Annotated in this window: 14 protein-coding genes; 6 read left to right on the forward strand and 8 right to left on the reverse strand. The window is 71.1% G+C overall.

Annotation, left to right across the window (positions count from 1 at the left end; translation table 11 throughout):
• Nucleotides 1–66 precede the first annotated feature (66 nt).
• Nucleotides 67–1,869, forward strand: a complete 1,803-nt coding sequence (locus tag AC0Z9V_RS11755) for a bifunctional metallophosphatase/5'-nucleotidase (RefSeq protein ID WP_485141623.1) — start codon at nucleotides 67–69, stop codon at nucleotides 1,867–1,869.
• Nucleotides 1,870–1,962: 93 nt separating this feature from the next.
• Complete coding sequence (locus AC0Z9V_RS11760) at nucleotides 1,963–2,517, forward strand: GNAT family N-acetyltransferase (protein ID WP_208740086.1); 555 nt, start codon at nucleotides 1,963–1,965, stop codon at nucleotides 2,515–2,517.
• A gap of 18 nt (nucleotides 2,518–2,535) precedes the next feature.
• Here the strand turns inward: AC0Z9V_RS11760 and AC0Z9V_RS11765 are convergent, their stop codons facing one another.
• The 3 genes from AC0Z9V_RS11765 to AC0Z9V_RS11775 form a co-directional block, all read right to left on the reverse strand.
• The gene (locus AC0Z9V_RS11765; protein WP_485141624.1) at nucleotides 2,536–2,856 is read right to left on the reverse strand and encodes a putative quinol monooxygenase; all 321 of its coding nucleotides are present in this window, start codon (nucleotides 2,854–2,856) and stop codon (nucleotides 2,536–2,538) included.
• Between the two features lie 97 nt (nucleotides 2,857–2,953).
• Nucleotides 2,954–5,296: a YhgE/Pip family protein gene (locus tag AC0Z9V_RS11770; RefSeq protein WP_485141625.1), complete on the reverse strand. Its 2,343-nt coding sequence runs from the start codon at nucleotides 5,294–5,296 to the stop codon at nucleotides 2,954–2,956.
• Nucleotides 5,297–5,299: 3 nt separating this feature from the next.
• Nucleotides 5,300–6,148 (reverse strand): ATP-binding cassette domain-containing protein, encoded by an 849-nt coding sequence (locus AC0Z9V_RS11775; protein ID WP_485141626.1) that lies wholly within the window; start codon nucleotides 6,146–6,148, stop codon nucleotides 5,300–5,302.
• A gap of 65 nt (nucleotides 6,149–6,213) precedes the next feature.
• Between AC0Z9V_RS11775 and AC0Z9V_RS11780 the strand changes: the two genes are divergently transcribed.
• The 3 genes from AC0Z9V_RS11780 to AC0Z9V_RS11790 all read left to right on the forward strand — a co-directional run bounded on the left by AC0Z9V_RS11780 (nucleotide 6,214) and on the right by AC0Z9V_RS11790 (nucleotide 8,505).
• The gene (locus AC0Z9V_RS11780; RefSeq protein WP_133082887.1) at nucleotides 6,214–6,858 is read left to right on the forward strand and encodes a TetR/AcrR family transcriptional regulator; all 645 of its coding nucleotides are present in this window, start codon (nucleotides 6,214–6,216) and stop codon (nucleotides 6,856–6,858) included.
• A gap of 130 nt (nucleotides 6,859–6,988) precedes the next feature.
• Entirely contained in the window at nucleotides 6,989–7,432 is a 444-nt protein-coding gene (locus AC0Z9V_RS11785; RefSeq protein ID WP_459288746.1) for a DUF1232 domain-containing protein, read from the forward strand.
• A 44-nt stretch (nucleotides 7,433–7,476) separates the two neighbouring features.
• Nucleotides 7,477–8,505: a 2-oxoglutarate and iron-dependent oxygenase domain-containing protein gene (locus AC0Z9V_RS11790; protein WP_133082889.1), complete on the forward strand. Its 1,029-nt coding sequence runs from the start codon at nucleotides 7,477–7,479 to the stop codon at nucleotides 8,503–8,505.
• 202 nt (nucleotides 8,506–8,707) lie between these two features.
• Here the strand turns inward: AC0Z9V_RS11790 and AC0Z9V_RS11795 are convergent, their stop codons facing one another.
• From AC0Z9V_RS11795 to AC0Z9V_RS11805, 3 genes are read right to left on the reverse strand one after another with little or no spacing between them, the layout of a single operon-like run.
• Nucleotides 8,708–8,971 (reverse strand): DUF3253 domain-containing protein, encoded by a 264-nt coding sequence (locus AC0Z9V_RS11795; RefSeq protein ID WP_133082890.1) that lies wholly within the window; start codon nucleotides 8,969–8,971, stop codon nucleotides 8,708–8,710.
• Nucleotides 8,964–9,320 carry a hypothetical protein gene (locus AC0Z9V_RS11800; RefSeq protein ID WP_133082891.1) on the reverse strand — a complete coding sequence of 119 codons (357 nt, stop codon included), beginning with the start codon at nucleotides 9,318–9,320 and terminating at the stop codon, nucleotides 8,964–8,966. Before AC0Z9V_RS11800 ends, AC0Z9V_RS11795 begins: the two co-directional genes overlap by 8 nt.
• A 10-nt stretch (nucleotides 9,321–9,330) precedes the next feature.
• Nucleotides 9,331–9,789 (reverse strand): DUF3817 domain-containing protein, encoded by a 459-nt coding sequence (locus AC0Z9V_RS11805; RefSeq protein ID WP_485141627.1) that lies wholly within the window; start codon nucleotides 9,787–9,789, stop codon nucleotides 9,331–9,333.
• 208 nt (nucleotides 9,790–9,997) lie between these two features.
• Here AC0Z9V_RS11805 and AC0Z9V_RS11810 point away from each other — a divergent pair, with 208 nt between their 5' ends.
• Nucleotides 9,998–13,561 carry a TM0106 family RecB-like putative nuclease gene (locus AC0Z9V_RS11810; RefSeq protein WP_485141686.1) on the forward strand — a complete coding sequence of 1,188 codons (3,564 nt, stop codon included), beginning with the start codon at nucleotides 9,998–10,000 and terminating at the stop codon, nucleotides 13,559–13,561.
• Nucleotides 13,562–13,714: 153 nt separating this feature from the next.
• On the opposite strand, the gene AC0Z9V_RS11815 is transcribed toward AC0Z9V_RS11810, so the two are convergent.
• Together AC0Z9V_RS11815 and AC0Z9V_RS11820 are read right to left on the reverse strand one after the other, a co-directional pair.
• On the reverse strand, nucleotides 13,715–13,918 hold the full coding sequence (locus tag AC0Z9V_RS11815; protein WP_026533290.1) for a cold-shock protein: 204 nt from the start codon (nucleotides 13,916–13,918) through the stop codon (nucleotides 13,715–13,717).
• Nucleotides 13,919–14,128: 210 nt separating this feature from the next.
• Nucleotides 14,129–15,118, reverse strand: coding sequence for an LLM class flavin-dependent oxidoreductase (locus tag AC0Z9V_RS11820; protein WP_485141628.1), 990 nt, complete (start codon nucleotides 15,116–15,118; stop codon nucleotides 14,129–14,131).
• Nucleotides 15,119–15,208 lie beyond the last annotated feature (90 nt).

The raw sequence follows: 15,208 nt of genomic DNA on the forward strand, positions 1-15,208 counted from the left end.
GTTCCCAGTGTGTCATCGGTCACCGATATGCTGTCGCCACCGCACACCAACAGGAGCTGATTCACCGTGTCATACAGCCTCACCCGGGGGCACCGTCGCGCACTCACGGCCATCGCCGTCGGCTGCGCCGCCGCCCTCACCCTCGCACCCGCAGCGACCGCCGCACCCGGCGGGAGCAAGGGCCCGCAGGACAAGCCGGTCTCGATCACCGTCCTGGGTACCAGCGACCTCCACGGCTACATCGAGAACTGGGACTACTTCAAGAACGCGGAGTACGACGACGCCGCCGGGAACGACGTCGGACTCGCGAAGATCTCCACCCTCGTGAACCAGGTCCGCGCCGACCGCGGCGAGGAGTCGACGCTGCTGATCGACAACGGCGACACCATCCAGGGCACGTCGCTCACGGACTACTACGCCAACACCGACCCCGTGGACGAGACCGGCGAGCTGCACCCCATGGCCGCCGCGATGAACGCCATGGGCTACGACTCCACCACGCTCGGCAACCACGAGTTCAACTACGGACTGCCCCTCCTGCGGACCTACGAGGACCAGCTCGATTTCCCGCTGCTCGGCGCCAACGTCAAGGACGCGACCACGGGTGAGGACGCCTTCACGCCGTACGTCATCAAGACGATCAAGCTCGCGGGCCAGAAGCCCATCCGGGTCGGCATCCTCGGGCTGACCACGCCCGGCAGCGCCATCTGGGACAGGAACAACGTCGAGGGGGACCTCGAGTTCCTCGACATGGTGGAGCAGGCCCGGAAGTACGTTCCCGAGATGAAGTCCGCGGGAGCGGACGTCGTCGTCGTCAGCTCCCACTCCGGCCCGTCGGGCACGTCCTCCTACGGGGGCGGGCTGCCGGTCGAGAACGCCTCGACGCTGATCGCCGAACAGGTGCCCGGTATCGACGCGATCCTCGCGGGCCACGAGCACCAGGAGATCCCCGAGCGGTTCGTCACCAACCGGCAGACCGGTGAGCAGGTGCTGCTCACCGAGCCGAAGAACTGGGGCATGCGCCTGTCCGTCCTGGACTTCGAGCTGACGAAGGTGCGCGGCCAGTGGGACGTCACCTCGGCGAACTCGGAGCTGCTCAACACCAATACCGTGGAAGCGGACCCGAAGATCTCGGCCATCGCCGCAGAACAGCACCAGCGCGTCATCGACTACGTGAACACCGCGATCGGCACCGCGACCGAGACGATGTCCGCCGCCGATTCGCGCTTCCGCGACACCGCCGTCATGGACTTCGTCAACGGGGTCCAGGCCCAGGCGGTCGACAGGGCCCTGGAGGGGACCCCGAACGCCGACCTGCCGGTCCTGTCCATCGTGGCACCGTTCAACCGCGCCGCCGTGATCCCCGAGGGGCCCGTCACCATCCGTGACATGGCCGGTCTGTACGTCTTCCCGAACACACTGTTCGGCGTCGAGATGACCGGCGCCCAGGTCAAGGACTACCTCGAGTACTCGGCGAAGTACTTCGCCCAGACCGCTCCGGGCGCCCCGGTGGACCCCGCGACGCTCACGAATGCGGCGGGCACCCCCGACTACAACTACGACATGATGTCCGGGGTGTCCTACGACATCGACATCAGCAAGCCGGTGGGCGAGCGCATCACCGACCTCAGCTACAACGGGGCACCGATCGATCCCGCACAGCGCTTCGCCGTGGCCACGAACAACTACCGGCAGTCCGGCGGCGGCAATTTCCCGCACATCGCCACGGCACCGGTCCTGGTCAACCAGACCACGGAGATCCGCCAGCTGCTCATCGACTACCTGATCGCGCAGGGCACGATCGACCCTGCCTCCTTCTACGAGGAGAACTGGAAGCTCACCCGGAACGGCGAGCCGGTCTTCGACTAGGCAGGACCGTTCCCGCAGGAACGGCACAGGCAACAGCAGGACGCGGACCCGCCGGGTCCGCGTCCTGCTGTTCTTTCGCCCTAGATTGGAGGCATGAGCATCGAGATCTCGACGGCGACGGCCGACGACGCAGCGGCCCTGGCGGCCTGCGCAGCCATCACGTTCCCACTGGCCTGCCCACCCGATTCGCCGCCGGAGGACATCCGGCGCCACATCGAGACCCAGCTCTCGGTCGAGCGGTTCGAGGCGAACATCGACGCACCCGGGCACACGATCCTGTGCCTCCGCGACGGCGAGGAGATCGCCGGATACAGCATGATCGTGCTGAACCAGCCGACGGACGCCGACGTGCTGTCCGCGCTGTCGATCTCACCCGTCGTGGAGCTCAGCAAGTTCTACGTGCATCCCGACCATCACGGCCGCGGATCGGCGGCGGCGCTGATGGCCGCCACCCTGGAGCTCGCCGCCGCATCCGGTCTGCCGGGGGTCTGGCTCGGCGTGAACCAGGAGAACTCCCGTGCCCTCCGGTTCTACACGAAGAACGGTTTCCGCAGGGTGGGGACCAAGCGCTTCCGTCTCGGCGATCGCTTCGAGGACGATTTCATCCTCGAGCAGGCGTTGCCCGCGCGGACGCGGACCGCCGCCTGACCGGCCGCCCGGCTCCGCCTAGCCGACGGTCAGCTCGCCCATGCGGCCCCAGCCCTCGGCTCCGATACGCTCGCTGATGATCTCCGGCGTCTCCACGAGCGCCTGCGGCATGTCCTGCATCGCCTGCGAGAAGTGGTCGCTGTTCACGTGGGCCTCCGCTGCGTCGTCCTGGAAGGCCTCGACCAGCACGAACCGGTTCGGGTCCTCGATGCTGCGCGACCAGTCGAACCACAGGTTGCCGGGTTCCTGCCGCGTCGCCTCCGTGAAGTCGCGGGTCAGGTCGATCCAGCGGTCGCTCCACTCTGGCTTCACGGTGAACTTGACGACGATGAAGATCATGGATGGTGCCTTCCTCAAGGAGATGCGCTCAGGTACTCCTCCAACCTATAAGGTCTCGCCGGAGGGCGCATTCGGCCTCCGGGGGGAGGACGGGTCGTCAGATGGCGAGGCTGGGGTGCAGCTTCTCCAGCGACCAGGACCGGTTGCGGTGGGTCGCGTGCACAGACAGGGCGGCCGCGAGCACGAAGAAGACGAGCAGCTGCGCCGCCGCGATCCACACGACGCCGAGGTCGCCACCGGCGATGAGGTGGCGCAGCCCCTCGACGGCATGCGTCATCGGCAGCAGCGGGCTGAGGAACTGGAAGAAGCCCGGCGCGGTCGCCACGGGATAGGTGCCGCCCGCCGACGTGAGCTGCAGCATCAGCAGCACGAGCGCTACGAGCCGGCCGACGCCCCCGAGGAGCGCGACGAGCGCCTGGTGGATGGCGGTGAAGACGAGCGCCGTGAGGATCGTGAAGGCCACCAGCGCCACCGGATGGGGAGAGGTCAGGCCGACGCCGGCCACCAGGATCCCGAGCAGCACGAGGGCCTGCAGCACCGCGAAGAGCGCGCCCTGCAGATACCCCGCGGCGGACACGCGCCAGGACGCAGCCGTGGAGGCGAGTGCACGCGGCGACACGGCCCGGAGCACCGTGTAGGTCACGATGCCGCCGACCCACAGGGCCAGCGGGATGAAGTAGGGGGCCATACCCTCTCCATAGGCGTCGACCGCGTTCGTGTGGGTGCGCCCGATCGACACCGGTGATGCGCCGACGCCGCTCAGCACCGAGCGCTCCGCGTCGTCGTGGTCCGGCACCTCCCCGGCACCCTGCTCGAGCTGCCGGGCGAGGTCCTGTGAGCCGCCGGCCAGCGTCCCGAGCCCGTCCTCGAGCGCGGTCGCGCCGTCGTACGCCTGCCCGGACCCGTCCGCCAGCGTCGAGGCTCCCCCGGCGACCTCTGCTGCCCCGCTGCTGAGCGTGGCGGCTCCCGTGGCGAGGCGGTCGGCGCCGTCCGACGCCGACACGATGCCGCTCCGGAGTGCCGGCGTGCTGCCGGAGAGCGTGGCGGTTGCTGCCTGCAGCCGCGCTGTCCCGTCCGCGAGATCGGACGCACCCTGCGAGACGTCGCCGGCACCGGTCGCGGTGTCCTCCGCCCCCACCGCGAGCGTCTGCGTTCCTGTGGCGAGGAGGGCGGCCCCGTCAGCGGCTGCGGACGCCCCGCCGGCGGCGGTCGCGGCGCCGGCGACGAGGTCGGCGGCCGAGGTGGCGAGGTCTCCCGTGCTGGCCGCGACCTGCTCGCTGCCGGTCGCGGCGGCGTCGGCGACGGAGGCGAGGCGCTGGAGGGCTGCGAGCCGCTCGGGTTCGGGGAGGGAGCCGTAGGCCGCGGCGAGCTGGACGAGCCTGTCGGCGACGGCACGGGAGCCCGTGGCAGCCTGACCCGCCCCCGCCCCGAGCTGGGTGGCGCCTGCGGAGAGGGCATCGGCCCCGTTCCCGACCTGCGTGACGCCGGCAGCGACATCGCCGAGACCGTCGGCCAGGCCGGCCGCGGACGTGGCCGACCGGGCGGCGCCGTCGGCCACCGCTCGCGTGCCGGCGGCGACCTGGGCGGCTCCGGACTCGAGGGCTGCCCCTCCGGCGGCCGCGGTGTCCGCACCCTCGGCCAGCTGCTGCGACTGCGGCACGAGGTCCGCCGTCGCCGTGTCGAGTTGCTGCAGGCCGCCGGCGAGGTCGGCTGCACCGGTCGAGAGGTCGGCTGCACCGCCGGCGACCTGGGCGCTCCCGGAGGACAGCTCGGCGCTGCCGTCGACGAGGCTGCCCAGTCCGACGACGAGCGCGGCCGATCCCTCGTCCGCGCCCTGTGCGCCGTCGGCGATCCTGCCGGCGCCTTCGCCGGCCTCCGTGAGGCTGCCGTGGAGCGAGGAGAAGCCGAGGTAGATGCTGTCGAGGTAGTCCTCGGTGGCGCCGGACCGCGCCTGGCGCTGCAGGTTCGCGGCGACGGTGTTGCCGACCTGGCCGACGATGTAGCTGTCGGCGTCGTTGGTGGTGATGTCGAGCATCGCCTGGGCCGGGGCATCTCCGCCGATCGAGGCGAGCCGCGACGAGAAGTCGGCGGGAATCCCGAGGGTCGCCGCGTAGGTGCCGTCGTCGAGGCCCTCCCGGGCGTCGTCGGCGCTGACGGCGACCCAGGTGAAGCCGGCGTCGTCGGAGGAGGTCAGTCGTTCGGCGAGATCCGCCCCCGCCGAGACGGTGGTCTCCGCGCCGTCCGGGCCGGTCGAGACGGCCGGCTGGTCCTCGTCGACCACGGCGGCCGTGAGGTTCCCGAGCTGGCCCGTGGGGTCCCAGTTGGCGGCGAGGTAGAGCCCGCCGTACAGCGCAGGAATGATCGCGATGACCAGCAGCGCGGCCCTGGACTTCAGGGTGATGCGGAAACGGGAGAGTTCCGTGCGGAGCAGGGAGAACACGGGTTACCTGATTTCGGGGGTCGTGGGTGCTGCGGAGGGCGAGGAGGCGCCGAGGACGTGGACGTGGACGGGGCGCAGGGGAAGCGCACCGAGGGGGTGCCCGGCGTCGAGGACGTCGTCCAGTTCCTGCCGGTCCTGGCAGGTGGCGACGATGGTCAGCGGCATGCCGTTCCGGTCCCGGGTGCGTTCCAGGGTCAGGAGGGCGGCCCACGCCGCACGGCGTTCGTCCGCGGTGCGGAGCTGGTCGACATCGTCGACGACGAGGAGGTCGGGGCCGGAGACGAGGGCGAGGACGAGGCTCAGCGTGAATCGCGCCACGGGCGACGCATCGCGGACGAGTTCGGTGCGGTGCAGGCGTGCCTGGGTGAGCGGCTTCACCGCCGGGTCGTCGCCGAGCGTGTCCCCGAGCGCTGTGAGCAGGTCATTGGCTGCGGTGATGGTGCGGTCCACCCGGTGGCGTGATGCCGAGTGTTTCCACCACGGCCCGGCGAGCGTGAGTGCCTCGGCCACATGGTGCTTCACCGTGAGCGTCTCGTCGAGCGGCACCACGGTGGCGTTGCCCGTGAAGCCGACCCTCCGCCGCACGGCTCCTGCGGAGCGCGGCAGTGCGAGGCCGAGGACCGTCATCCGCCCCGAGGTGACGGGCAGCCGTCCCGCGAGCGCCAGTGCGAGGGCGCTCTTGCCGGTCCCGGAGGCGCCGGCCAGGACCGCGAGCGATCCGGCGGCGACGTGGAGGGAAACGCCCTCGAAGATGGTCCGCTGCCCGGCGCGCAGCACCAGGTCCTCGGCCTCGAGGGCCGGAGCGGGATGCGCCCGGGAGGCATCGTTCGGAGGGAGCAGGGAGAGGGTCATCGCGGTCCTTCATTTCAATACCGAGAGTATTCAATACCAATGGTATCGTAAGCGGAGGAGGACACATGACAGCATCGGGTACGGCAGCATCGAGCACGACGGCGGGCAGGCCGCGGCGTCGCCCGCGCCGCGAGGACGTCCGCGCGGGCCTGCTCGCCGCGGCCCTGGAGGTCTTCGAGGAGATCGGCTACGTGGCAGCCCGGCTCGACACCATCGCCGAACGCGCCGGGTACACGAAGGGCGCCGTCTACTCCAATTTCGGCTCCAAGCAGGAACTGTTCGCCACCCTGCTCGGCGAACGGCTGGCCGACACCGCCGCGGACGTCCTCAGTCAGCTCGATGACGTGACATCGCTGGACGAGACCGTCCTGCACACCGCCCGCTACCTCGCCCGCGGGGTCCTGCGGGAGCAGCGCTGGCACGCCCTCGTCGTCGAGTTCGCGCTGCAGGCCGGCCGCGACCCGGAGGTGGGCGCCGTCTTCCGCGAGCACCGCCGCAACCGCCGCCTGCTGCTCGCCACGACGCTGGCCGAGCGGGCGGCCGCCTTCGGCGCGCCGTCGGACCCCGAGCACTACACCGTGTTCGCGACCATCCTGCTGGCCACCGTGAACGGCATGGCCGTGGAGTGCGCCGCGGACCCCGAAGCCGTCACCGAGGAGCAGATCACCGACAGCATCGCGGCCGTCCTGCACGCGGCCCTCGCGGCCTAGCATCCACCGCCGCTGCCCACGGAGCCGGTGGGGGTACCGTGGTCCCGGGCGCCGACGGAGGTACCGGCGCCGCCGGACGCGACACCCCGGCACGCGGGCCGCCCTCGGAAGCCGCACGGGAAGGACGGGCATGGACTGGGACCTACTGCTGCGCATCGCCGTCGCCGTCCTCGCCACTTATGCGGCCTTCCTCCTCTTCCTGGCCGTGTACGCGCGGCGGCACCCGGAGGTCCTGTCGCCGGCCGACGTGGTGCGCCTCGGGCCCGACCTCCTGCGGCTCGTGCGGCGCCTCGCTGCGGACCCTGCCGTCCCCCGGCGGGTGCGGATCCTGCTCGTGGGCCTCGTGGTGTACCTGGTCCTGCCGATCGACCTCGTCCCCGACATCCTGCCCGTCATCGGATACGCGGACGACGTCGTCCTCGTCGCCGTCGTCCTGCGCGCCGTGGTGCGCGGCGCGGGCCCGGACGCGCTGCAGCGGCACTGGCCGGGCTCCGACGGCGGCCTCCGCCTGGTCCGCAGGCTGGCGGGCCTCAGGGATCCCGACGCGGGCGGGCCCGGCCGCAATACGGCGTAACTTAAAGGAAGGACCGGCTTTTGAACGGGCGTAATCTCCTCCGCATGCAGCACTCTCCGGGATCGATCCCCACTCTTGACCTCAGTACCGCACGTTCCGCCGATGGTTCCTTCAACCCCGGCTTCATCGAGGAACTGCGCGAAGCCGCCCACACCGTCGGCTTCTTCCACGTCATCAACTACGGTGCAGCGCCCACCCAGGTGGACGACCTGTTCTCCGTCACGCGCCGGTTCTTCGACCTACCGCTCGAGGAGCGGCTGAAGATCCACAACCAGTCGTCGCCGCACTTCCGCGGGTACGCCGGCCTCGGCACCGAGATCACGCGCGGCCGGCCCGACGCCCGCGAGCAGATCGACTTCTCCCCCGAGCGCGAGGCGCTCGGCGACTACCCTGCCGACGAGCCGTACTGGCTGCTCCAGGGCCCCAACCTGTGGCCGCGCGAGGCGCTGCCCGAACTCGAGGAACAGGCCATGGCCTGGGCCGGGCTGATGTCCACCGTGGGCGCCGAGCTGCTCTCGGCCATCGCCGTCGCCCTCCACCTGCCCGAGGACTACTTCGCGGAGCCCTTCGAGCGCACTCCCGCCTGGATGGCCAAGCTCGTGCACTACGTCGGCGGCGTCGTCGAGGGCGCCGGGTCGCAGGGCGTCGGAGCCCACGCCGACTACGGCTTCGTGACGCTCCTGCTGCAGGACGAGGTGGGCGGCCTCGAGGTCCTCCCCCACAGCACGGACGAGTGGGTGCCCGTCACGCCGATCCCCGGGGCCCTCGTGGTCAACCTGGGCGAGATGCTCGAGGTGGCCACCGAGGGCTACCTCGCGGCCACCATCCACCGTGTGACCTCCCCTGCGCCCGGCGTGGACCGCTACGCCATCCCGTTCTTCTGGTCGCCTCGCCTGGACGCCGTGATCGAGCCCGTGCCCCTCACGGACGAGCTGAGGGCTGCCGCACGCGGCATCTCGGACGACCCCGAGAACCCCATGCTCTCGTCCTACGGCTCGAACGTGCTCAAGGGCCGCCTGCGCGCACACCCGGACGTCACCGAGCTCCATCACCCGGAGCTCCTCCCGAGGTAGCCGCACTCAGCAGCACACGACGGCGGCACCCGCGCGGGTGCCGCCGTCACGGGCGCCTCGATCAGGGTGCCCGGCCAGATCCTGATCGCCCCCTCGTCCGGCGGATGAACGCGCTGCGCGCTCATCGGCGACACCCGGGCATCATCCTCCTGCGGCCGGCGGCCCCCTGACGGTCCTCATCCCGAAGAACGTCCCGTGCGTCCTACGCGGGACCGGCCACCCAGCGGATACGGATGGGTCCGCGGGCGTCGGGCTCCACCACCTCGCCCTTCTGGGTCACGTCGACCCGCCCCTCGGCAGCCAGCTCGAACGCGATGCGGCGTGCGGCAGGCATGAGGTCCCGCCACTGTCCGCCGCCGATGCTCCGGGCGGCATCCGACGGGCACAGCGTCTTGTCGCTGCCGCGCTGCTCCGCGATGCGCAGGATCTCCGCCCGCAACACCTCGTCGGCAGCACGTTCACCCATCGCCGGATCGCTTCCGCGCCGGACCGTCGGGTCGAGGCGGGTGCAGCGCATCGAGTTCCTTCAGCGCTGCGGTCCACCGTGCCCTCCTCTCCGGCTCCGACTGCTCCCACCACGGCGTCCCCCGCTCACCGAGTCCTTCCTTCGCCAGCTGCACGGTGCGTCGGGCCCGCGGCAGCGCCGCGCCGTCGTCGCCCTTCGCACTGTTACGGACCCCGGAGCGCCCGCGCCCGAGGTGGGACATGAGCCGCGCCTTCACGTCCTCGGGCAGCGAGGGATCGGTCCTGCGCCAGCGGCGTCCGCCGGAGAGGAAGAACCGTTCGTCGTCGCTCGTGCCGCTCAGATCCTTCATGGTCCGCCCGTCAGCTCGAGGACCCGGGAGGCCCGACGAGCAGGAGCACCGAGAAGACCACCGAGATGCCGACCACCGCGACCAGCAGGGCGACGAACGGGCTCCGCAGCACCCACGCCTGGACCTGCTCCAGCGGGTTCCGGGGTGCCTCCGCCCCCGGTGCGAGCCGCCAGGCGCCGGTTAGCTGCCCGCGGCGCTCGATCCACCGCTCGAAGGGGACGGTGGCGAACGGGACGATGGCCGAGGCGAGTCCCAGCAGGCCCGTCAGGACCGACCAGCGCTGGTTGATCCAGATGAAGACCGTCGTGACCACGAAGCAGAGGAACACGAAGCCGTGCACGGCTCCCGCCGGCGGCACGAGCGCCTCGGTGGTGCGGGCGACGTACTTGAAGAACATGCCCAGCAGGAGGAAGGCCCAGGTCACCGCCTCCGCGACTGCGACGGTGCGGAATAGCGTGCGGGGATTCATGGCGTGCTCCTGATCGGTGGTCGGATGGTGCCAATTCTTCCATCCCCGTATCCTTGACTGGCCCTCCCCCGGGATGCGTCGCGCGCCGAGGGGTCCTCGTGGATCCGCGCGGACCCGCAGTGGCCCCACCGTGAGCCCGTCGCGTCGACGTCGGAGGGGTGTGATGGACTGGCCGCCCCTGCCGGCACGACGAGAGGTTCCGCAGCCCATGTTCCTGCTCGACGCCGACGGCGGTTCCGGCACCGGCCGTCCCGATCTGGTCTTCTCGGCGACGGACCTCGTGACGGCGTCAGAGTGCGGGTACCGGCTGCTGCGCGTTCTCGACGAGAAGCTGGGACGGGCACCGCGCGCGGAGTTCCCGGCGGACCCGATGCTGCAGCGGGCAGCCGTCCTCGGCGACGTGCACGAGCGCCGGGTCCTCGACGAGCTGGTGGGCGAGCACGGACTCTGGTCGCCGGGCAACCCGCGGGGCGTGTACGACGTCGAACCGGCCGCGTCCATGGACCGCGCCACGCTGGCGGAGAAGCACGAGGAGTCGCTCCGCGCGCTCCGCTCGGGGGCGTCCGTCGTCTTCCAGGCCGCCTTCTTCGACGGCACGTTCCACGGTCGCTCCGACTTCCTCGTCCGCCAGGAGGACGGGTCCTACGCGGTCTGGGACACCAAGCTCGCGCGCCACGCGAAGGTCGGCGCACTGCTGCAGCTCGCCGCCTACGGCGACCAGCTGCAGGCGGCCGGCATCCCGACGTCGCCCGAGGTGACCCTGGTGCTGGGCGACCGCACCACCAGTGTCCACAGCCTGCCCGACCTGCTGCCCGTGTTCCGCGAGCGGCGGTCCCGCTTCCTCGATCTCGTCCACGGCCACCGGGACCAGGCGGACCCGGTGGCGTGGGGCGCCGCCACCCACACCGCCTGCGGGCGCTGCGACTACTGCACCGAGGAGGTCGCGGCGACGCGCGACCTGCTGCTCGTCGCCGCCATGACGGGCGAGCGCCGGGCGCGGCTCCACGGCGAGGGCGTCACCACCATCGACCAGCTCGCGGGCATGGCACCGCATCCCGAGGACCCGTCCCTGACCCGCCTGCAGGAGCAGGCGCGGCTGCAGGTGGGCCTCGCCGAGGTCGACGGCGGCGTCACCTACCGCGACGCCGCCGGCGATGACCGGGCGCTCTCCTACCGCGTCCTCCCGCAGCACACGCTGTCCACCCTGCCCGCACCGAGCAGGGGTGACATCTTCTTCGACTTCGAGGGCGATCCGCTGTGGCAGGATCCGGCGGACGGGAGCTGGGGCATCGAGTACCTGTTCGGCGTGCTGGAGCAGCCTGACGACGACGGCGGCGAACCTCCGTTCCGCCCGTTCTGGGCCCACAGCCGCGCGCAGGAGCGCGGCGCCTTCACCCGCTTCCTCGACTACGTGGCGCAGCGTCGGCAGCAGTACCCCGACCTGCACGTCTACCACTACGCCGCCTACGAGAAGACCGCCCTGCGCCGGCTGTCGCTGGTCCACGTGGTCGGGGAGGACGCCGTGGACACGCTGCTGCGCGACGGCGTGCTCGTGGACCTCTACGACACGGTGCGCTCCAGCCTCCGCATCTCCGACCGTTCCTACAGCCTCAAGAAGCTCGAGCCCCTCTACATGGGCAGCACGCTCCGCTCCGGGGACGTGACGGACGCCGGAGGCTCGGTGGTGGCCTATGCGGCCTACTGTACGGCGCGGGACGCCGGCGACGAGGCAGCGGCGGCGGAGATCCTCGCCGGCATCAGCGACTACAACACCTACGACTGCCTCTCCACGCTCCGGCTCCGCGACTGGCTGCTCGATCTGGAGGAGCGGCACGCCGACCGCCGGCGCCCGCCGGTTCCGCCCGCCATCACGGAGGACGTCCTGCCCGCCTACGGGCCCGCGCCCGAAGAGGCCAGGCTACTGGATCACCTCGATGGGCTCTCCCCGGAGGAGGCACGGCACCCCGACCAGCAGGCCGTGGCACTCGTCGCCGCCGCGGTGGGCTACCACCGCCGGGAGCGCAAGCAGTTCTGGTGGTCCCACTTCGACCGCCTCTCCTCCCCCGCCCACGAGTGGGACCAGGCGCGGGACGTCCTGGTGTTCCGCAGTCTCGAGGTCGTCGAGGACTGGGCGAAACCGACATCCCGTGCGAACCCGGTACGGATCCTGAAGGGCACGGCCCGCCTGCAGCCGGGCGCGGACATCCGTGAGGGCTCCTCCTACTTCGCGATCTACGACGCCCCGGTGCCGGTCGGAGCCGACACCGTGGACAGCGGCGGCAGCGGGAGGGGCGGCTGGTTCGGGATCGAGGTGCTCGACCTGACGGAGGACGGCGACGGCACCACCACGGCCGTCCTCCGGGAGAAGCTCCGGCGCGGTGCGGAACCGCGGCCCGAGCTTCCCGTGGCACTCTCCCCCGACCAGCCCCTGCTGACGAGGTCCCTGCAGGATGCGCTCGTCGATCTGGCGGACCGCGTGGGCCGGGCACTGCCCGACCTGCCCCCGGGACCTGCGCTCGACCTCCTCCGGCGGATCCCCCCGCGCCTGCCGGCCGGTGCCTCCCTGCCCGCCGTCCCGCCCGGCACCGGAGGCTACGCGGAGGCGATCACCACCGCGCTGCGGCTGCTCCGGGGCTCCTACCTCGCCGTTCAGGGGCCTCCCGGGACGGGCAAGACGCACGTCGGCGCGGAGGTCGTCGCACGGCTGGTGCGCCTCGGCTGGAAGGTCGGCGTCGTGGCGCAGTCCCACGCCGTCGTCGAGAACCTGCTCTGCCGGGCGATGGAGGCAGGCGTCCCCGAGGAGCTCGTGGCGAAGAAGCCGAAGGAGGCGGACGCGGCGACCCCGTGGAGCCGGCGCTCGGACGACGATGTCGCCCGCCTCGTCGGGGCGGAGGGCGGCTGCCTGGTGGGCGGCACGGCGTGGACGATGACAGGCCGTGCCGTCCCCGCCGCGTCGCTCGACCTGCTGGTCATCGACGAGGCCGGTCAGTTCTCGCTGGCGAACACCATGGCCGTCGCGCGGGCCGCCCGCAGGCTCCTCCTGCTCGGTGACCCGCAGCAGCTGCCGCAGGTCACCCAGGGGATCCACCCCGAGCCGGTCGACGATTCGGCGCTGGGCTGGCTCTCGGCGGGTGCCGCCACCCTGCCGCCGGACGTCGGCTACTTCCTCGCGGACACGTGGCGCATGCACCCGGACCTCTGCCGCGCCGTCTCCCGCTTCGCCTACGACGGCCGCCTCACCACAGCCCCTGCGGCGCGGGAGCGGCTCCTGGCCGGGCAGGCTCCCGGCATCGAGTGCGTCTCGGTGGACCACGACGGCAATGCCACGTCGTCCGTCGAGGAGGCTGCCGAGGTCCTCGCCCAGGTCCGGCGGCACCTCGGCGTGCCGTGGACGCCCGACGCAGGGGCTCCGCCCCGACCGCTGGGGCAGGCCGACCTCCTCGTGGTGGCCGCCTACAACGCGCAGGTACAGCTCGTCCGGGAGACCCTGTCCACGGCGGGATACCGGAACGTCAGGGTCGGGACCGTGGACAGGTTCCAGGGCCAGCAGGCCGCCGTCGTGATCGTCAGCATGGCGGCGTCGTCCGCTGCCGAGGCACCGCGGGGCATCGGTTTCCTGCTGAACCGCAACCGGATCAACGTCGCCGTCTCACGCGGCCAGTGGCGGGCGGTCATCGTCCGCTCCCCCCGGCTGACCCATCACCTGCCCGCGACCCCGGCAGCGCTCGAGGAGCTCGGCGCCTTCATCGGCCTCTGCGACGGCACGGGCTGACGGCGCGGATCGACGGCGCGGACGGCGCGCTCCGGGCGGTGCCGTCTGACGGGAGCAGACCACGCCGCGTGCGGTCCGACCCTTAACGAAGAAGCAGGCCGGACCGGAGTCCGACCTGCTTCCCACGAAAAGATCTAGTTGAAGATCCGAGCCTTAGAGGGGCTGGATGTTCGACGCCTGAGGACCCTTGGGGCCCTGCTCGGTGTCGAAGCTGACCTTCTGGTTCTCATCGAGCGAGCGGTAGCCGCTCGCGTTGATGGCGGAGAAGTGTGCGAACACGTCTGCGCTTCCGTCGTCGGGAGCAATGAATCCAAAGCCCTTTTCAGCGTTGAACCACTTCACGGTACCTGTTGCCATTTTTGTTTATCCTTCTGAAATTCAGACGCGATCCGACTTTCGGAACGCCCCAGTCGCGGCGTGCTTGTCCGCTTTTTCAGAGACGCGGCCTATCCCGCGAGGGCTAAACCGCGCGAAATACAAATGCGCAACACTACAACCGGGATCCACTTAACCAAACGTTGGAGGGTAAAGGCAAGCAGAGTCCGAAGGTTTTTTGATCCGTGACCCTCAGGCGGCGACGGGGAGCATGGTTCCGGCGAGCAATTCGAAGGAGCGCAGCCAGGCGTCGGTGGTGCCGGCCTGGGTCGCGACGATGAGTTCGTCGGCCCCGATCCGGTCGCTGAAGCGCTCCAGGTAGTCCCGGACGACGTCGGGGGTCCCCACGGCGCTGTAGCGCGCCATGTCGGCCATCTGCTGGCCGCCCGGCGACGCGAGGATGGCCTCGGACTCCTCACGGGTGAAGGTCTGCCCGCGCCCGAGGAGGAGTGTCACGCGACGCAGCATCGCCTCGTGGAACTCGTGGTGGGCGTCGGTGGCGCTGTCGGCCGCGATGACGTTGACCCCGGCGATGAAGTGTGGCTTCTCCGCTTGCGCCGACGGCGTGAACTCCCGGCGGTAGATGGCTGAGGCGTCCAGCAGGGCCTGCGGCGCGAAGTGGGAGGCGAAGGCGAAGGGCAGGCCGAGGGCGGCGGCGAGCCGGGCGCCGAAGAGGGAGGAGCCGAGGATGTACAGCGGGACGTTGGTGCCCTTACCGGGAGTGGCCTGCACGCCCGGGACCCGCGTCTCACCGGTCAGGTACCCCTGCAGTTCGAGGACGTCGGAGGGGAAGCTGTCGGCCGACATCGGATCACGACGCAGTGCACGGGCGGTGACCTGGTCGCTGCCGGGCGCCCGACCGAGGCCGAGGTCGATCCGCCCCGGATGCAGGCTCTCGAGGGTGCCGAACTGCTCCGCGATCGTCAGCGGCGAGTGGTTGGGCAGCATGACCCCGCCGGCTCCGAGGCGGATGGTCGACGTGTGGGCGGCGACGTGCGCGATCAGCACGCTCGTGGCCGACGACGCGATGCTGCCCATGTTGTGGTGCTCGGCGTACCAGATACGGCGATAGCCCCACGATTCCGCGTGCTGCGCGAGCGACACACTGGAGGCGAACGTCTCGGCGGGCGTCGAGCCCTCGGCGACCTGCGCCAGATCCAGGATGGACAGGGGGACAGACATGGGATGCACCTCTCGATTTCCGGGACCGCGGCGGGGGCCGCGGACCTCTTGAGGGAACGGTTGCCCGGGTGCATCTATTTCCTGCGCCCG

Source organism: Arthrobacter sp. UYP4 (assembly GCF_057291175.1).